We start from the raw sequence: 17,408 nt of genomic DNA on the forward strand, positions 1-17,408 counted from the left end.
TGCGTCGGTCCGCTGGCATGGATTTGCGCGGGCTCGCCGGCACGGGCCGGTGGAAGGGCGAAAAGTCAGTAGCTCGCTACGCGCATGTCATCGTTTCGGAAGGCTGATTGCTCCCGACACGTAAACGCAAAGTGACCAGGCGAAGCGCACTATTGAAAATCTTCGGGATAAACTGGTGCTGCGAGAGAGGATTGAACTCTCGACCTCTCCCTTACCAAGGGAGTGCTCTACCACTGAGCTACCGCAGCCGCTGATGGCGGGGCTTCTGCCATATCGAACCGGCAAGCGCAAGGCCAAGCGCAAGCCATCTGTGAAAGCCCGCTCCGACGGCTTTTCCGGACATGGCAGCGCCACAATGTTGGGTATCCCTTCATAACAGGCTCGCCGGGACTGAACCATGATCGACAAGACAATCCCACCTGACAAGGGCGGTCCGTCGAAAAAGGACAGCCAACCGAAAAAGGCCGACCGCAAGAGCCGGCTCGCCGAGCAACTGCGCGCCAATCTGCAGAAGCGCAAGGCGCAGTCGCGCTCGCGGCGCACCGGCGACGCCGACAAGCGGCGCACCGGCGACGCCGACAAGCGGCGCACCGGCGAGGCGGACCAGCGGCCGGAAGGGCTCGGCACCTTAAGGAAAACGCAAACGGATTGACCTATATCAACAGGCCGGGTCCAGGGTGCGGGAATCCTGTTTCTTGAACCAAGCCGGCCAATGGTCTAGACCGGCCACAACAGACTCAACCGATTGAAAACCGGCCTTTCGGCCGAGGGGAACGCTCTTCCATGGATCGCATCAGAATTGTCGGCGGCAACAAGCTTGCCGGAAGCATCCCGATCTCGGGCGCGAAGAACGCCGCGCTGCCGCTGATGATCGCCTCGCTTTTAACCGACGACACGCTGACCCTGGAAAACGTGCCGCATCTGGCCGATGTCGAGCAGCTTATCCGCATCCTCGGCAATCATGGCGTCGACTATTCGGTCAATGGCCGCCGCGAAAAACAGCAGGAGGGCTATTCGCGCACCATCAATCTCTCTGCCCGCAACATCGTCGACACCACCGCACCTTACGAGCTGGTGTCGAAGATGCGCGCCTCCTTCTGGGTGATCGGCCCGCTGCTTGCCCGCATGGGCGAGGCCAAGGTGTCGCTGCCCGGCGGCTGCGCCATCGGCACGCGCCCGGTGGATCTTTTCCTGGAAGGCCTTCAGGTGCTCGGCGCCGATATCGACGTCGATACCGGTTATGTCATCGCCAAGACCAGGAACGGCCGTCTTGTCGGGAACCGCTACGTCTTCCCAAAAGTGTCGGTCGGCGCCACCCATGTGCTTGTCATGGCGGCGTCGCTGGCCAATGGCGAGACGGTGCTCGAAAACGCCGCCCGCGAGCCCGAGATCGTCAACCTCGCCGAATGCCTCAATGCCATGGGCGCCAAGATTTATGGCGCCGGCACCGAGACCATCACCATCGACGGCGTCGAAGCGCTGTCGGGCGCGCGCGTCCGGGTGATACCCGACCGCATCGAGACCGGCACCTATGCGATGGCCGTCGCCATGACCGGCGGCGACGTCATGCTCGAAGGCGCGCGGGCTGACCTGTTGCAGACCGCGCTCGACGTGATTTCCCAGACCGGCGCCGAGATCACGCAGACCAATTCCGGCATCCGCGTCAGGCGTAACGGCGCCGGCATTGCGCCGGTCGACGTGACGACAGCGCCCTTCCCGGCGTTCCCGACCGACCTGCAGGCGCAGTTCATGGGCCTGATGACGATGGCCAAGGGCAAGTCGCGCATCACTGAGACGATCTTCGAAAACCGCTTCATGCACGTGCAGGAGCTTGCCCGGCTCGGCGCCCACATAACACTGTCCGGCCAGACGGCGATCGTCGACGGCGTTTCGAAGCTGAAGGGCGCGCCGGTCATGGCGACCGATCTTCGCGCTTCGGTGTCGCTGGTCATCGCCGGCCTGGCGGCCGAAGGCGAGACCACGGTCAATCGGGTCTACCATCTCGACCGCGGCTTCGAGCGGCTGGAAGAAAAGCTGTCCGGCTGCGGCGCGGTGATCGAGCGGATTTCGGCTTAGGCAATCGGGATTCCAGGGCTTCAGTATTTGATCTTGGCGCGGTTGCACGGATCGCCAAAACCGGCTGGATTCCTGCCTGGAGCACGACGTTTTCCAAAAACCGGTTTCCACTTTTTGGGTTCATGCTCTAACAGAGGGCTGAAAACCAACCTTCAGGTGTGAAATCCGCATGGCTCTCAAGCTTGTCGCGCTCGACGATCAGGATCTGAGCATCGTTTCGGCCCATGTCCAGGACGCCGTGCTGAAGGTCGGCGACCTCGAATACATGCCGGCGGCCAAGCGCTTCGTGATGACGATGAACCGCTTCGTCTGGGAGGCGAAAACGGGCCTGTTCCGCCAGCACAATGAGCGGCGGCAAAGCGTGCTGCATTTCGACCGTGTGCTGGGCGCCAAAACCAGCGGCATTGCCCGCGACAAGCCGGACGAGGTGCTGTCGCTGCTGGCGATCAGCTTCGTCGCCCTCGACAAGCCGGCCGGCATTGTCGAGCTGATCTTTTCAGGCGGCGGCGCGATCATGCTCGATGTCGAGTGCATCGAGGCGCGGCTCGCTGACATCGGCGGCGCCTGGGAAGCGACGTCGCGCCCCTTCCACAGAGCCTGAGTACACAAGATGGCCATCACCCTTCGTCTGTCCGATGCCGATTTCGAGCAGCGTTTTGCCGCGTTCCTTTTGACCAAGCGGGAGGTCTCGGCGGACGTCGACGCCGTGGTGCGCGCGATCATCGCGCGGGTGCGCGCCGAGGGCGACGCGGCGCTCATCGAGTATACGCAGAAATTCGAACAGGCCGATCTGAAAGGCCTCGGCATGGCCGTGTCGCAAGACGACATCGCCAAGGCCTATGATGCGGCCGACCCGCAGACGATCGAGGCGCTTAAATTCGCCCGTGACCGGATCCGTTCCCATCACGAGCGGCAGCGGCCGAAGGACGACCGCTACACGGACGCTGCCGGCGTCGAGCTCGGCTCGCGCTGGACGGCGATCGAGGCGGTCGGGCTCTATGTGCCGGGCGGCACGGCGAGCTATCCAAGCTCGGTGCTGATGAGCGCCGTGCCGGCCAAGGTCGCCGGCGTCGAGCGTATCGTCATGGCGGTGCCGGCGCCCTACGGCATCATCAATCCGCTGGTGCTGGTGGCGGCGGATCTGACCGGCATATCCGAAATCTACCGCGTCGGCGGCGCCCAGGCGGTCGCGGCGCTGGCCTATGGCACCGAGACGATAAAGCCGGTCGCCAAGATCGTCGGCCCCGGCAATGCCTATGTCGCCGCGGCCAAGCGCCAGGTGTTCGGCACGGTCGGCATCGACATGATCGCCGGGCCTTCGGAAGTGCTTGTCGTGGCAGACGGCAGCAACGATCCGGACTGGATCGCCGCCGACCTGCTTGCCCAGGCCGAGCATGACGTGTCGGCGCAGTCGATCCTGATCACCGACGATCCCGTCTTCGGCGCGGCGGTCGGACAGGCGGTCGAACGCCAGTTGCAGAGCCTGCCGCGCGGGGAGACGGCGGCGGCGAGCTGGCGCGACTTCGGCGCCGTCATCCTTGTTCCCCAAATCGGGGCAGCACTGCCGCTGGTCGACCGCATCGCGGCCGAACATGTCGAGCTTGCCATCGACGAGCCGGAAGCCTTCCTGGCGCGGATGCGCAATGCCGGTGCCGTCTTTCTCGGCCGTCACACGCCGGAAGCCATCGGCGACTATGTCGGCGGCTCCAACCACGTGCTGCCGACGGCGCGCTCGGCGCGCTTCTCGTCCGGTCTTTCGGTGCTCGATTTCATCAAGCGCACCTCGATCCTGAAGCTCGGGCCGGAGCAGTTGCGGGCGCTGGCGCCGGCGGCCATCGCGCTGGCCAAGGCGGAAGGCCTCGACGCGCATGGACGCTCCGTCGCCATCCGGCTGAACATGTAGACTGACATGTCGGACTACGATCGAACCTATGCCAAGCTGATCGATGTCGAACTCGATGAATCGATCGGCCGTTCGACGCCCGATGTCGAGCATGAGCGGGCGGTGGCGATCTTCGACCTGATCGAGGAAAACAGCTTCCAGCCGGTCAATGACGACGGCGCCGGGCCTTATCGGCTAAAACTGTCGCTGGCCGAATCCCGCCTGGTCTTCGCAGTGACGCGCGAGGACGGCGCTGCCGTGGTCACCCACATCCTGTCGCTGACGCCGCTCAGGCGCATCGTCAAGGACTATTACATGATCTGCGAAAGCTATTACGACGCCATCCGCACCTCGACCCCCAGCCAGATCGAGGCGATCGACATGGGCCGGCGCGGGCTGCACAATGAGGGCTCACAGACCTTGATGGACCGGCTGGCCGGCAAGATCGAAATCGATTTCGACACGGCGCGCCGGCTGTTCACGCTGGTCTGCGTGCTGCACTGGCGAGGCTGAACTGCCAGCCCCTCTGCCCCGCTCGATCCTGCCCCGCTCGATCCTGTTTGTCTGCGGCATGAACGCGGTGCGCTCGCCGATGGCCGAACTGCTGGCGCGCCAGGTGCTTCCGGCCACCACCTTCGTGGCGTCGGCCGGGGTGCGCGGCGGCGAACGCGACCCGTTCGTCGACGCCGTGCTGGCCGAGGACGGGCTTTCGCTGGGTGAACGGCACCCGAGGACACTGGACGATCTCGAGGACGACTATTTCGATCTGATCGTCACACTGTCGCCGGAAGCGCATCACACCGCGCTCGAGCTTACCCGCTCGCTTGCCGTCGATGTCGAATATTGGCCGATGCCGGACCCGACTGGCGTCAGCGGCACGCGTGAGCAGATCATGGCCGCCTATCGCGAGGTGCGCGAACGGCTAAGGGCGCGAATCGGCCACCGTTTCCTAGAGCCGGAAGCAAAAAACGGCGCTGATTAAGCGGCGTGTTCACAAGCGCACGATTATCATATAGGTTCCGCGCAAATTCCGGCCGGGGCGCTGGGAATCCCATCCAAGCAAAGGTATCGAATGCCGAAGGAAGAAGTCCTCGAGTTTCCGGGTGTCGTCACGGAATTGTTGCCCAACGCGATGTTCAGGGTGAAGCTCGAAAACGAACACGAAATCATCGCCCACACGGCCGGCCGCATGCGCAAGAACCGCATCCGCGTGCTCACCGGCGACAAGGTCCTGGTCGAGATGACACCCTACGACCTGACCAAGGGCCGCATCACCTACCGTTTCAAGTAAAATCGTCAGAGTTCGGCCGGGATCGCGATGAGCATTTTGCAGAAGCTCGTGCTTGCCTCGGGTTCGCCGCGCCGGATCGAACTGTTGCAGCAGGCCGGCATTGAGCCGGACCGCGTGCTGCCGGCCGGTGTCGACGAGACGCCGCTGCGCGCCGAGCATCCGCGTTCGCTGGCCAAGCGCCTGTCGAAGGAAAAGGCCGAGAAGGCATTGGCCTCGCTGCAGGCGGAAGAGGACTATGTGCCCAGCTTCGTGCTGGCCGCCGACACAGTGGTCGCAGTCGGCCGGCGCATCCTGCCCAAGGCCGAAACGTTCGACGACGTCGCCAATTGCCTCGGCCTGCTGTCCGGCCGTTCGCACCGGGTCTATTCCGGCATCTGCCTGATCACGCCGGGCGGCAAGCTGCGCCAGCGGCTGGTCGAGACCAGGGTGCGTTTCAAGCGGCTGCCGCGCGCCGAGATCGACGCCTATGTCGCCTCGGGAGAATGGCGCGGCAAGGCCGGCGGCTATGCCGTCCAGGGGCTGGCCGGCGCTTTCGTGGTCAAGCTTGTCGGCTCCTACACCAACGTCGTCGGCCTGCCGCTCTATGAGACGGTGGCGCTGCTGACCGGCGAGGGTTTCAAGGTGCATGCCAAATGGCAGTCAGCTCGGCCATGAGTTCGGGGCGGTCATGAGCTCGGACGACAAGGTCACGCCGCTGCGCCCCAAGCGGCCCTGCCCCGAATGCGGAAAGCCGTCGGCGCGTGAGACCTACCCGTTCTGCTCGGTGCGCTGCAAAGAGATCGACCTCAACCGCTGGCTCAAGGGCGCCTACGTCATTCCGGCCCGCGACGACGAGGACGAACCGGACAACGACGCTGCCAAATGAGGCTGTTCAGAGCAGCCTGCGGGCCTCGACCGCGTCCCATGAATCCGCCTATCGGGCAACTGCTCGTTTCCCGCTTGAAATCAACGCTTAAGCGCTGGACAGGCCGGATTCCCGTGCTATAACCCACGCGCTTTCAAGGGGCGCCTGCGGCGCTTTCGAGAAATCCGGCGTGCAGAACTGCCCGCGTGCCGGAACAGGCCCAGATAGCTCAGTTGGTAGAGCAGCGGACTGAAAATCCGCGTGTCGGTGGTTCGAATCCGCCTCTGGGCACCATTACTTTCCTAAAGATACTTGGTTGCAGCAAAACTCGGTGTTCATGTCGCGCCATGTTGCAAACTGCTACCGTTGATTTCCAAGGGTTTCCTGCGACTATCGGCAGGTCCACGCGACATGAACGCGACATGGTGAGGGGGAATTTATCTATGGAATTCAAGGAATGCAGTGTACCGTTTGCTGGGAAGGATGACATCCAGGACCGGTTCGAGCGGCTGTTTATCGCTAACGGCAGCCCCGAGGAGATGGCACTCTTTTGCCGCACTTCCGAAGATCGCATGTCGGTGGTGTATCTTTTGACGCCGGCCGCATCAGAACTGTACGGACAGATTCCTGCGAATTGGAAACAGTCACATAACCTTTTCGATCACAAGTGGACGTTCCTTGTTGGCCACGAAAAGACGAGGATTAGGTACGCCGGACTCCAGTAGAACAAAAGCCCGCCGCCGTGAGGGCAGCGGCACGCGAGGAACATTCCGGCTTAACATATGTTATACGGGCTATGGCAAAGCTCCCTCCGCTCCCTCCGCTCCCACCGCCCTCATCTCGCATCGTGCTTCTCGCGCTCTGCCTTGATCTTGCCTTGCGCAAGCAGCAACAGGCCACCAAGCAAACGAGCCCGCCACCGTGAGGCAGCGGGCCATGTGGCAGAGTTTGCCACTTGATCAGTGGCGCTCTGCCGGTGCTTCGAGAATTTCGAGGAATATGCGTTCGCCGATTCGCTCGGCCTTTCCTGGAATGGTGTAGCAGCCTCGCACGATGACCTCGGCGATCTTCAGCATGTCCGATCGGCTTCCGACAAGCTTGGTCACCACGGCGTTTTCAGGGCTGCCGTCATAGGAGCGCTGTGAGACGAACAAGGTCAGCCTGAGATTGTCGCCCATGAACGTGAGCGGCGCGGCCCCGGTCACGAAGACATCAGAGCAGACGCATGGTTCTACGATCGGTGCGGCGCTCATATTCCCCGTTCCCTCTTCCAGTCCATGTGATTTTTGCTGACACCGGGTTCTGACAAAATCCCTAATCGATTGAAAATCGTCGCCTCGGGCGCTTCTTCCGGCGGCAGCTCCAGCAGCATTGCATCGAGACTGGTTTTCGTCCGCGTAGCTGGGATCGCGTCAGCGACAGACGGCGCGGCGGTCGCGTCGATGATCGTTGAAGCGGCAGCCAAGGCCGCCGCAGCGGCAGCGGCGGTGAAGTAGATGCCTTCGGCGGCTGCCCGAACAGTGACGTTCGGCATTGTGGATTTCTCCCATGGTTTAGTTTGCTTACCCTCCAACAATCGCATACAATGTTAGTACGCGTCAACAACATTGTATGAGGAATACCAACACCATGGTCAAAACCCACCCGCTAGGTTTTCGTGTCGAGCCGGAGCTTAAGGAAGCGCTGGAGCGCGCGGCGAAGGATGACATGCGGTCTGTGTCATCGATGGTCGAGAAGATCCTGACCATGTATCTGCGGGACAAGGGCTACCTTCCGAAGAGCGCCGCAGAATAGCACGCCACTGCGGGGGCGAAGCTTTGCGTGCGTCAGGTAGCGGCGACGCATGATAAGATATGTGACCTCGGGGCGTCGAATCACGGAGTTAATCCTGTCTGTAGATGATCGCTTCCGTCGCACTCGGATGGCTGAGCGGGTTTCATGAGCCAGTTTGATTGGTGGCAGATAAAGCTCCGAAGAGGCGCAATCCGCATTGCGCTTCGGCGGCCTATGCCCGAGAGCCTTACATATGGGGATAGGCGTAATAACAACTATCAGATCCGGCTTGGTGATCAGAATGATGCTTTCCGCTTCATCCCAAAGGTCATTGTAGATCAAGGTGTGGAGGGTTGGTATTTTACCGGCATGAGAAAAGTACCGACGCATGCTTACCCAATGGGCAGCTAAATAAGCTGCCATTCAAGGTCATTCATCACTACAAAGAATTCCAAATAGACACGAGCCGCCAAATGGCAGGTAGGTCTGCCCTACGAAGCCGGCGCCGATACGCTGGAGCTTGATGTCGGTGGCAGGGATGGATCGATTGTCGGGCGACGAAAGAAGATCTCGGCCGTGATCCTATCCCTGCTCGAAACCGACACGACGGGCTTGCAAATCCAATCGCTCCAGCGTGGGCGGTGGGAGCAGGTCCGCATTCCCTCAATCGTTGCTCCCGATGGCATGGCAACGTTGTTCACCGGCAACGTAACGGTGCCCGTCGAGGACTCATGGGAGGGGCAAGGCCGGTTTAGGTTGCGCCATACCAACCCGACGCCGTGCACGGTCAGAGGGCCCACGCCGATAATGGATATGGAACCTTGATCAGTTCCTTGTTTCGCCGACATGCGATCCGCGGCTTGTGACGGAATGAGCGGCTCTTCCAAGAAGCGGAATGACTAGCCTAACTACATGGCTCTGAGATCGGTCTGGAACCCCTTTGAGATGCTATCCAGAGCCATCTTGATATCGTCAGGGCTGTCTATGCCGCCGCTGAAAAGAGCGATCAGACGACGGGCCAAATGCTCCCTCGCCGGGTGGCTGCCCTCAATGCCAGCTTGTTCGCAATAGTCGTCTAGAATTCTGGTAAGCGTCGCCAACTGCTCGGCGTCTGCTATTCCGCGAAAGGGCATCGCTCGTCTCCCTGTTTGGGCGAAAGCGTGATCTACTCTTTCAAGCGCCCGCTTGCCGTAAAGGTGCGGGCGACCTGTGAAGTGTACGCCTATTCCCGACAGATAGCGAATCGCTCTCGCGGTCGGCGTATTCGTCGCCGCCATTCCCAATCATTGCGCCGAGAGCGCATGGCAGCCTAGCACTCAACGCATCCGTAGGGACGAGAGTGCGGTAGGCACGTCTCTCAATCAGCGAAGCCCTTTACATGATCGCTGACGCCCGAACTGTACGCTTTCGCACAAAAACTACGAGCCATTCCCATTTCACGGAACAAGCACGATCGGGTGACGTTACGATCACCAAAAGGTTGCTACAATGGCGGACGGACCTGACAAGCTGCCCTCGGCACCGGATCGTCTCTCTCTTGTCCAGCGCGTTGGTCAAAGAGGCCAATATCACCGAAGAACAGGCTCGCGAGCTTATCGCTCTTCTGGGGTCCGACTGGCCGTCACTTATGCGGGAAGCCCGATTTCTAACTCGAAAACGCTAGACACCAGCCCGAGCGCCTATCGCGAGGCAAAGGACGAGCGCTGGAAGGGAGGGCCCTATGAAACGCAAGCCCAGTAAATCCGGGTTCAACAAACTTCTCGACGTCGACACCACACTCCTATCGGCCGAGCCATTGATCGGACTCCTCGAACTGGAGACCGACACCGGCACGATCGAGCTGGCCATGAATAGGATCTTGGCCGAGCAACTTCTATTTGCCATCGTTGAATTTCTCCAGGCCGGCAAGGGAGACGACGCGCCAACATTCGCGATCGAGCGTTCGCAGTAGGCGCCTATCCAAATTTGCAAGAATGGCCGGCGCCGCTTGGGGGGGGCGGGGTAGATTGCCTGAATAGGGCGCCGGCCGGGCGGGTTGGGGTCCGCCGCCTTTGGACAGTACCGATCTTGGCGAATCAAGTAATTCCGTGATCGCGGAATGTCGGGAGGCGGTCGACGACGCTCAGTCCTTTGCATCGTCATCGCCTTGCACGGAGCCATCGTTTTTTGCCGGGCTTTCTAACCCGGCCAGTTGCCGGTCAGCCATTTCTTTGGCGAGGCCCACCAGGGCATCGACCTCTTGCATCTGGTCCACGTGACCGCCATCGGCAACGCCTTTCTGGATCCTCTTCAGTTGGTCAGAGGTTCGTCGCAACGTTTCGGCGATTGACGGCTTCTCGGCCACGCCTGCACCTCCTGCACCCCAACCCTCGAGACGAGCAAGCGTTCCGGCCCGAAGCTTTTTATGGCAAACGTCGACATTCAATCGACCCGCTTCTAATCCGGGTCATGAAGTCCGCGCCATCCGTTGCCCAAGTTCGAGCGGCCCAGCGGCTTGCGGTTTGGGGGGAGACCGCCGGGCCTAACCAGCGAGCCTTAGGGGAGCTCGCATGGCTGGATATATATGAGTTAGTTCTAATGTAACCGAAACATGCAAATGAAGTACGTCGGCGGTAATTCCGCTGTGTACAAGCCAAACCATAAGTGCCTCGCAATGGGTCAGGACGTTTGGCACCGCAATTGCACTTATCTTCGGGTATTCTTCACCGCGCATGGCTTGCGGTCTCACGACGTGTTGGACGCCTCGATGATGACGACGACCGTCGCCGAGGAAAATCGGACACGCCAGTTGTTTGATCAGCAAGCTTGGAACGCACTGAACGGTCTGCCGAAGCAAGTTTCGGACGGCCTGCACGCCCTGCTCGATAACATCAGTCTCAAGCCTTCGCCGAAAATCGCCTGGACTGGCGAAGCTACTTATCAGTCGAGGCTAAGCCTGAAAGCGAAGAGCCTTCACGCCTTCATGTGCATGGAGGTGGCAGCAGCCGCGGCGGCCGAGGCCGCTTTAGGGCGGTGCGAGAATTGCGAGAATCGCATTTTGACAGGGCCAGCAACCGGGCGCCGCTCGTCATCAAAGTATTGTTCCGATCGGTGCCGAGTGGCAGCGATGCGTAAGCGCCAAGCCGCTTCTTGACAAGCGGATTTATTGCGACATAATGCAACATGCTTCCGGTTATTACGGTCGGCTACATAGAAGGGGCATGTGTTATGTCGGTGCGCAAGCGCAAATGGACTACCGCAAAGGGTGTCGAACGCGAGGCCTGGATTGTTGATTATGTGGATGGCAAAGGCGCGCGCCGGCTGAAGACATTCGACCGGAAGAAAGAGGCCGACGCCTTCAAAGCTACCGCCACGGTAGAAATCCGGGAAGGCACCCATGTTGCCGACAGCGACAGCACCACGGTTAAGAAGGCCGGCGATCTATGGATAAAGGCTTGCGACGGCCTGGAGCGCTCGACAAGGGATCAATACCAGCAACACCTCGATCTTCACATTGTCCCGTTCATCGGCGCCGAGAAGCTTTCGAAGCTGAGCATTCCAATCGTCCGAAGCTTCGAGGATCAATTGAGGACGGGGAATGCCGACCTGCAGGCGGACGACCCGAGACGGGAACCGCGCTCCCCTGCCATGATCCGCAAGATCCTCGTCAGCCTGGGTTCGCTGCTCGCCGATGCGCAGGAGCGCGGCCTGACTGCCCGTAACGTCGTTCGCGACATGCGAGGCAAGCGCCGGAAGGGCAAGGAGCGCAAGGCAGAGAGGCGCCAGAAAGGCAAGATCAAGGTCGGCGTCGATCTTCCTACCCGCGAGGAGATCAAGGCCATTGTCGGGGCTGTGGAAGGCCGCTGGAGGCCTTTGCTGCTGACAGCCATATTCACAGGTCTGAGAGCTTCTGAGCTTCGTGGCCTGCGCTGGAGCGACGTGGATTTCGACAAGCGGGCGATCCGGGTCCACCAGCGCGCCGATCGCTTCAACGAGATCGGCCAGCCGAAGACAGAAGCGGGAGAAAGGACCGTCCCCGCCCCGCCGATCGTCATCAACACTTTGAAGGAATGGAAGCTGGCCTGCCCCACGGGCGAGCTCGGGCTGGTGTTCCCGAATGGTGTCGGCAATGTCGAGTCGCTGGCCAACATCATCAACCGTGGGCTTATGCCTGCCCAGGTCGCGGCCGGCGTGGTCGTCGACACTGGCGAGAAGGACGCGGACGGCAAGCCGATCATGAAGGCGCGCTACACCGGGATGCATTGCCTTCGGCATTTCTTCGCAAGCTGGTGCATCAACCGTGTTGCCAACGGTGGCCTTGGCCTACCGCCCAAGGTCGTGCAGGAGCGGCTCGGACATTCCTCGATCATGATGACGATGGACGTCTATGGCCACCTCTTCCCGCGAGGCGATGATGCAGAAGAATTGGCCGCGGCGGAAAGAGCGCTGTTGGCGTGACGAATGGTGCGACCATTTGAGCGGTAGCGCCTCACGGTTTTGACTGTTTAGATCGGGTACGCCACATGAACGCAACATGGAGCGAAAAAGCTCAAAGATTTCAACTGCGGACAGCGGACTGAAAATCCCCGTGTCGGTGGTTCGAATCCGCCTCTGGGCACCATCCCCTCTTCTCCCGACACTTCCTTTCGCCGAAGCTTCTACGCTTCTGTTTCCACAAACGACTGAAATCGTTCATCTTTTTGGGAAGGATGGCGCGATTGAGCGCGTTTCATGGAATTCCGGCGTATTTGATCTAACGGGGCGGAGGGCTGGTATTTCCGTTGGTACTGGACATCCTGATGGTATCGAAACAGCCAAAGGGAGGTGTCCCACAAATGGCCCTTTCCGACGTGAAATGCCGAAATGCCCGTCCTGCTTCCAAGCTACTGAAATTGTCTGACGGTGGCGGGCTCCAGCTCTGGGTGCAGCCCACCGGATCCCGCCTTTGGCGCCTCGCCTATCGATTTGACGGCAAGCAGAAGCTTCTGGCGTTGGGCAGCTATCCCCTTATTTCGCTCGCCGAAGCACGCAAAGCGCGCGATGACGCCAAACGTCTCCTCCTAAGTGGCATCGATCCCGCACAGGAACGCAAATTGCGAAAGGTCGGTTCGACAAAGGACAGCTTTCGATCAATCGCCGAGGAATATGTTGACAAGCTGAAGAAAGAGGGACGTGCCGACCGCACTATCACCAAGGTCAAATGGCTACTCGACTTCGCCTATCCCACCTGTGGGCACAAGTGCATTCGGGACATTGACGCCGCCACTATCCTTGCTGCCCTTCGTAGCGTGGAGGTGCGCGGTCGATACGAATCGGCCAGGCGGCTGCGCTCGACCATTGGCAGCGTCTTTCGATACGCCATCGCCACTGCACGCGCCGACACTGACCCAACGTCGGCGCTGAGGGGCGCGCTCATCAGGCCAATAGTCACGCCGCGTGCCGCCATTACCGATCCGAAGGCATTGGGCGGCTTGCTGCGTGCGATCGAGACATTCGACGGACAGCCCCCAACCCGAGCGGCTCTGAGGTTGATGGCGCTGCTATTTCCCCGCCCCGGTGAGCTTCGCGCTGCCGAATGGGGGGAGTTCGACTTCGAAAGTTCGGTATGGACTATCCCGGAAGCGCGAATGAAAATGCGACGACCGCACCGCGTTCCTCTTTCAACGCAGGCTTTGAATATCCTGGCCGAGCTTAAAAAAATGTCCGGCGCCGGGACGCTGCTGTTTCCAAGCGTGCGATCGCCTTCTCGTCCGATTTCCGACAATACACTCAACGCCGCCCTGCGTCGCATGGGTTACAGCAAAAATGAAGCAACCGCCCATGGCTTCCGAGCAACGGCATCAACTCTGTTGAACGAATGCGGCAAGTGGCATCCAGACGCCGTAGAGCGACAGCTGGCTCATATTGAAAAAAACGACGTTCGGCGAGCCTATGCCCGGGCGGAGCACTGGGAAGAGCGCGTCAAGATGATGCAGTGGTGGGCAGATTATCTGGAAAAAATTGAGAACGCGGGAACGCGCGGGTAAACTCAATCAGGTATGCGGGCAGCCAGCTGTCCGGCACGCATCGCGAACGTCCGGTTTGCCCCGCATGTCTGCCCTTGAGGCGATCTTTGCGATTCCGGATAGCAGACGCTGCCGGCGACCCGGCCGAGACGGTACCGGCTTCGCTTGCGATGGAAGCATTGCAGGAAATCGTCGGCGTGCGCGGTGCCGCCAGTGCCGAACGCACCGCGCTCATCAACCGCTTGGCGACACTCCAAAGCCCCTTTCTGCGCGCCGAACTCAGCGCAGACTGCGGATGATCGAACGCCACTTCGTCCGTCTCGAAACCGAAACCGCTCGCCCGATCTCGGCCGACCCCGCCCTTGCCCGCCGCCACGCCGTCCGCCTTCCAGCGATCAGCCTGATTTGCGCCAGGGGAAACAATCTCACGCCTATGGTGATTTGAACCGGCGCACGATTCAAATCCGGCTAGACGCCCAGTGTCAGCGGCCAGAGGAACGGCGTTTCGAATTCGACGCGATTGACCTAGCCCTGCGTAGGCGGCCCGAGCTCGTTGCAGCGGCGCTGACGGTCGAGCGCGCCTATTTGTCGGCGGGCGCACCTAACAGAGCCTCTCCCATGGCTCGGGCCAGCCGATTGCCGGGGCGATGTCGCCGGTCAGAGAGCAGCGGACCCGGAGAAAGACGAACTTGCGGAGATCATCGACGCACTGCCGAACGGCCCCTTCACGACGCGGAACATCGCCCATCCGGGTTGCGGATAGCCCACTTCTCAGGGAAGCACTCGGCGGCTTCATCGAACGGAGCGGTACGTTTCATCGAAGCGCTTCGGGAGGTATCTGGCACGATCAACGCGTATCGGTAGGCGGTGGATCGAACAACTGCCTCGTGACAGCACCAGCAACAGCACTGTGTGGCGCGTGGCAGGCGAGGATCACGATCAATCGTCGTCATCGTCCGGCGATCCAGAGGCAGAGAATTCCCGGCTCGTAACTCCCCCGCCCGCCACGGCCCCCCTAACACGCAGGCAAAAGAAAACGGCGTCTACCGTATTGATCGAAAGCAGACCGGGAGGGAAACGCCGTTGAAAGTTTAGCCGCAGGGGAATGGGTAGGACTTGGGAGAGCCTGCCGTACGCAATCCAGTCATATAAACGGATGTGGATATCTATATTATGGATAGATGAGTGTTACTATCCTATTGCGTCGCGAAAGAATCAACCGCACTGCAATATTTGCGTTCTCTGCGAATCGGAGTAGTATTGCCGGCAAGGGAAACGTCCGATGCCGTTTTCCCCGCTCCGGGAGGAGTACCGTAACCAATTGATTTGTTTCGGAAATGTTGAAACCGTTGCCTTAGGCTCAACGGTTTTTTAACCACGCCTTGACTCCTGCCCAATACTTAAGCATTGAATCAGCCATCAGAACGAAGAAACCGCCGCTAGCTGGGGAGCCGCGACGGTTTCAAGTTCACACCCGCAAAGATTGGACGTCGAGCGCGGGGTATGGCTATTACGTACGCTGATGTTGAATCAGAAATATTAGCCATGGTCAAGCTCGACGTTCGTACGCCGAACCTAGGAGATCCCTATGGCGTCTCGCACATACCCCTCGTACTGGATGTACAGGGACAATCGTAATGAATGGCGTTGGACGTATGAAGCTGTGAACGGCAAGACAATTGCCGTTAGCAGCGAAGGGTATGTCAAACGCGTCGACTGCGAGCGTAGCATCGACATCATGAAGGCATCATACAACAGCGCAGTGTGGTTCCCTGAGAGTCTCAGGTACGCTGCGTAAGCGCCTAACAATGGGAGAGGCCCGCCACTACTTTGTGGCGGGCTTCTTTTCGTCCTTCGGCGACGGTACATTGGCGATCTTCTTCACCCCGTCGAACACCTTTTCGGACTCGTCCGTTTCAGTTCCTGGGCGGTTTCCTGCTTCTCGCGTTAACTCTTTTCAATTTGACCCGATTCATTTTTTCGAAGAGCGCAGCCGCTGCGCGAGTGCAGTTGAGTAGCGAGGGTCAGTCGTCGTCCATTTCAAGGGTCCGGTACTCGCCGCTTTCGTTGTCGTAGACTTCGACTTCAACTGTTGATCCGTACCGACGAATGCTTTCGACAGTTACGTCTCGATATTCGCCAGCACCACCGTCAAATATTTGGATGTCCCTGCCCGTTCTAACAAGATTACCCTTGCCAATCTCTACCGACTCGCCAGTAGTATCCGTCCCATCCCAAGCATATGCACCGGACCCGCCCAAAACGAGTCCGATTGCGAACGCGAAACATTTGATCATAGTAAGCCGCCCTAATGACAGTGATATCCGCCAGTTTTGTGGTTCGTGTGACAACCATTTGAGTCTGTTCCGCCACCATGGCTGAACGCCGGGACAACTCTATAAGCGCCCAAAAGAACACCAATAACCAAAATAAAATATTTCATTTTGCCTCCCAAGAACATGACTATTCGGCGCATCGCGCTGCGATAACTTTGCCAAAACACAGGCGGCAAGTCAAATGGCATCTTCGACTTGCCGCGTCTTTGTCACTTCTTGACCGGAGGTGCCGGTTTAGGGGACGGAGGTCGATTGACAGGAGGCCGGGGCGATGGTGTTGGAGTCTAACTTGACCGCCGTCGCCGCCACCTTTTCTTCCGCTGCCTGGTTTGTCTGGATGAGCCGAAAGGTCACCTTGCATGAATAGCCCCCCTGTTCGAACGCACTAAGAGCGCAAATATCGAAATGCTGCAAGAGGTGCTTAGGGAGGCAGAAAGCTATCTTGAGGCCCAACTCACCTCAGCTATCGCCGCAGATCACCGGGCGTATACGTTTGCCGGTGCTGTCTCGGCTGCTTCAGTGATCCTCGTCGGGACCGCATACAGCTTGGTGACAAGTCAGCCGCCTAACTCTCTCTTAGCGTTCACGGCTTGGGCCGTTGCTGTTTCACTATTTGTAGCGGCATGGATGGCGATAATATCTGCTCGGTCGGTTAGCTTTCGTAGGGAACCAGCCCAGTAAATGGGTAGCCGACATTGAAAACGGGAAGTCATTCGCCCATGCTATCGCGGAACAATGTGCTCACCATGACGGCATGATCGCACAGAATACTTTCGTGATGGATAGAAATAGCAAGATATCAATGGTGCTGTAAATCTGGCGCTCGTGGGGATTAGAGCGGGTGGCATCGCGTTCTTATTGTGGATTGGTTCGTTTATCAGAGCTTGAAAGCTCTCCGGATTTCCCGGATCGATTCCAGCCATGTCTAATAATTTTGCAGTATGGCCACGTACATATGCGTCTATATTGCTACATTGCCGCGTTTAGATGTAGAAAATCCTGGAAATCTGGAAATAATAGGTTGTATAAGATTCACCGTTCTCGCTACAACGTTTCACCTCTACTGAGACTTTAGACGAAACAGGCGTGCATAGCTCTCGCAGCCGCCAATGTTGCCATCGTACTTAGTGTGTGCTCAATCATGCTGGATGACCCAACGATTACGTCGACTTTGCAATGATAGTCATAGGTCTCGGTTGCTGTGCCTTGGGGTCTGGATATA

23 protein-coding genes and 2 tRNA genes are annotated in these 17,408 nt (G+C 59.4%); 17 read left to right on the top strand and 8 right to left on the bottom strand.

Annotated elements, in window-relative coordinates; translation table 11 throughout:
* Positions 1–173: 173 nt before the first annotated feature.
* A tRNA-Thr gene (locus CIT31_RS14325) sits at positions 174–248 on the bottom strand.
* Between the two features lie 149 nt (positions 249–397).
* Here CIT31_RS14325 and CIT31_RS14330 point away from each other — a divergent pair.
* The 11 genes from CIT31_RS14330 (at position 398) to CIT31_RS14380 (ending at position 6,818) form a co-directional block, all read left to right on the top strand.
* Positions 398–652 (top strand): hypothetical protein, encoded by a 255-nt coding sequence (locus CIT31_RS14330; RefSeq protein WP_095519094.1) that lies wholly within the window; start codon positions 398–400, stop codon positions 650–652.
* 131 nt (positions 653–783) lie between these two features.
* On the top strand, positions 784–2,076 hold the full coding sequence (gene murA, locus CIT31_RS14335; protein WP_065009242.1) for a UDP-N-acetylglucosamine 1-carboxyvinyltransferase: 1,293 nt from the start codon (positions 784–786) through the stop codon (positions 2,074–2,076).
* A gap of 169 nt (positions 2,077–2,245) precedes the next feature.
* The gene (locus CIT31_RS14340; protein ID WP_065009241.1) at positions 2,246–2,677 is read left to right on the top strand and encodes a DUF2948 family protein; all 432 of its coding nucleotides are present in this window, start codon (positions 2,246–2,248) and stop codon (positions 2,675–2,677) included.
* Positions 2,678–2,686: 9 nt separating this feature from the next.
* A complete protein-coding gene (gene hisD / locus CIT31_RS14345) occupies positions 2,687–3,979 on the top strand; it encodes a histidinol dehydrogenase (RefSeq protein WP_095519095.1) in 1,293 nt (430 codons plus the stop codon).
* 6 nt (positions 3,980–3,985) lie between these two features.
* A complete protein-coding gene (locus CIT31_RS14350) occupies positions 3,986–4,471 on the top strand; it encodes a UPF0262 family protein (protein WP_029348511.1) in 486 nt (161 codons plus the stop codon).
* A 1-nt stretch (position 4,472) separates the two neighbouring features.
* Positions 4,473–4,940: an arsenate-mycothiol transferase ArsC gene (locus CIT31_RS14355; RefSeq protein WP_277569143.1), complete on the top strand. Its 468-nt coding sequence runs from the start codon at positions 4,473–4,475 to the stop codon at positions 4,938–4,940.
* A gap of 90 nt (positions 4,941–5,030) precedes the next feature.
* The gene (gene infA, locus CIT31_RS14360) at positions 5,031–5,249 is read left to right on the top strand and encodes a translation initiation factor IF-1 (RefSeq protein ID WP_006200926.1); all 219 of its coding nucleotides are present in this window, start codon (positions 5,031–5,033) and stop codon (positions 5,247–5,249) included.
* A 27-nt stretch (positions 5,250–5,276) separates the two neighbouring features.
* Positions 5,277–5,903: a Maf-like protein gene (locus tag CIT31_RS14365; RefSeq protein WP_029348516.1), complete on the top strand. Its 627-nt coding sequence runs from the start codon at positions 5,277–5,279 to the stop codon at positions 5,901–5,903.
* A gap of 13 nt (positions 5,904–5,916) precedes the next feature.
* Positions 5,917–6,114: a DNA gyrase inhibitor YacG gene (gene yacG, locus CIT31_RS14370; RefSeq protein ID WP_095519096.1), complete on the top strand. Its 198-nt coding sequence runs from the start codon at positions 5,917–5,919 to the stop codon at positions 6,112–6,114.
* Between the two features lie 197 nt (positions 6,115–6,311).
* A tRNA-Phe gene (locus tag CIT31_RS14375) sits at positions 6,312–6,387 on the top strand.
* Positions 6,388–6,536: 149 nt separating this feature from the next.
* Positions 6,537–6,818, top strand: coding sequence for a hypothetical protein (locus tag CIT31_RS14380; protein WP_133116153.1), 282 nt, complete (start codon positions 6,537–6,539; stop codon positions 6,816–6,818).
* A 234-nt stretch (positions 6,819–7,052) separates the two neighbouring features.
* Here the strand turns inward: CIT31_RS14380 and CIT31_RS14385 are convergent, their stop codons facing one another.
* A complete protein-coding gene (locus CIT31_RS14385) occupies positions 7,053–7,346 on the bottom strand; it encodes a KH domain-containing protein (protein ID WP_095519098.1) in 294 nt (97 codons plus the stop codon).
* Positions 7,343–7,627, bottom strand: a complete 285-nt coding sequence (locus CIT31_RS14390) for a hypothetical protein (protein WP_133116154.1) — start codon at positions 7,625–7,627, stop codon at positions 7,343–7,345. The genes CIT31_RS14385 and CIT31_RS14390 overlap by 4 nt, the downstream gene beginning before the upstream one ends.
* Before the next feature lie 95 nt (positions 7,628–7,722).
* Here CIT31_RS14390 and CIT31_RS14395 point away from each other — a divergent pair, with 95 nt between their 5' ends.
* Complete coding sequence (locus CIT31_RS14395) at positions 7,723–7,887, top strand: type II toxin-antitoxin system antitoxin (RefSeq protein WP_095519383.1); 165 nt, start codon at positions 7,723–7,725, stop codon at positions 7,885–7,887.
* Positions 7,888–8,774: 887 nt separating this feature from the next.
* Here the strand turns inward: CIT31_RS14395 and CIT31_RS35120 are convergent.
* A complete protein-coding gene (locus tag CIT31_RS35120) occupies positions 8,775–9,143 on the bottom strand; it encodes a hypothetical protein (RefSeq protein ID WP_245316240.1) in 369 nt (122 codons plus the stop codon).
* Positions 9,144–9,586: 443 nt separating this feature from the next.
* Here CIT31_RS35120 and CIT31_RS14415 point away from each other — a divergent pair, with 443 nt between their 5' ends.
* On the top strand, positions 9,587–9,817 hold the full coding sequence (locus CIT31_RS14415; RefSeq protein WP_095519102.1) for a hypothetical protein: 231 nt from the start codon (positions 9,587–9,589) through the stop codon (positions 9,815–9,817).
* A gap of 171 nt (positions 9,818–9,988) precedes the next feature.
* On the opposite strand, the gene CIT31_RS14420 is transcribed toward CIT31_RS14415, so the two are convergent.
* Complete coding sequence (locus CIT31_RS14420) at positions 9,989–10,210, bottom strand: hypothetical protein (RefSeq protein ID WP_095519103.1); 222 nt, start codon at positions 10,208–10,210, stop codon at positions 9,989–9,991.
* Between the two features lie 402 nt (positions 10,211–10,612).
* Between CIT31_RS14420 and CIT31_RS14425 the strand changes: the two genes are divergently transcribed.
* The 3 genes from CIT31_RS14425 (at position 10,613) to CIT31_RS14435 (ending at position 13,871) form a co-directional block, all read left to right on the top strand.
* Positions 10,613–10,999 (top strand): hypothetical protein, encoded by a 387-nt coding sequence (locus CIT31_RS14425; protein WP_133116155.1) that lies wholly within the window; start codon positions 10,613–10,615, stop codon positions 10,997–10,999.
* 74 nt (positions 11,000–11,073) lie between these two features.
* A complete protein-coding gene (locus tag CIT31_RS14430; protein ID WP_095519105.1) occupies positions 11,074–12,303 on the top strand; it encodes a tyrosine-type recombinase/integrase in 1,230 nt (409 codons plus the stop codon).
* 377 nt (positions 12,304–12,680) lie between these two features.
* Positions 12,681–13,871, top strand: coding sequence for a tyrosine-type recombinase/integrase (locus CIT31_RS14435; RefSeq protein WP_095519384.1), 1,191 nt, complete (start codon positions 12,681–12,683; stop codon positions 13,869–13,871).
* Here the strand turns inward: CIT31_RS14435 and CIT31_RS34215 are convergent.
* Entirely contained in the window at positions 13,807–14,226 is a 420-nt protein-coding gene (locus tag CIT31_RS34215; protein ID WP_135914094.1) for a hypothetical protein, read from the bottom strand. The genes CIT31_RS14435 and CIT31_RS34215 overlap by 65 nt on opposite strands.
* 1,242 nt (positions 14,227–15,468) lie before the next feature.
* Between CIT31_RS34215 and CIT31_RS14440 the strand changes: the two genes are divergently transcribed.
* A complete protein-coding gene (locus CIT31_RS14440; RefSeq protein ID WP_236375649.1) occupies positions 15,469–15,648 on the top strand; it encodes a DUF1508 domain-containing protein in 180 nt (59 codons plus the stop codon).
* Between the two features lie 226 nt (positions 15,649–15,874).
* Here CIT31_RS14440 and CIT31_RS14445 read toward each other — a convergent pair whose 3' ends face one another.
* Together CIT31_RS14445 and CIT31_RS36045 are read right to left on the bottom strand one after the other, a co-directional pair.
* Positions 15,875–16,147, bottom strand: coding sequence for a DUF5334 family protein (locus CIT31_RS14445; protein ID WP_095519107.1), 273 nt, complete (start codon positions 16,145–16,147; stop codon positions 15,875–15,877).
* Positions 16,148–16,158: 11 nt separating this feature from the next.
* Positions 16,159–16,374: a YHYH domain-containing protein gene (locus CIT31_RS36045; RefSeq protein ID WP_348626863.1), complete on the bottom strand. Its 216-nt coding sequence runs from the start codon at positions 16,372–16,374 to the stop codon at positions 16,159–16,161.
* Positions 16,375–17,408: the final 1,034 nt, after the last annotated feature.

This window comes from Mesorhizobium wenxiniae (assembly GCF_002284535.1).
Taxonomy (GTDB): Bacteria; Pseudomonadota; Alphaproteobacteria; order Rhizobiales; family Rhizobiaceae; genus Mesorhizobium; species Mesorhizobium wenxiniae.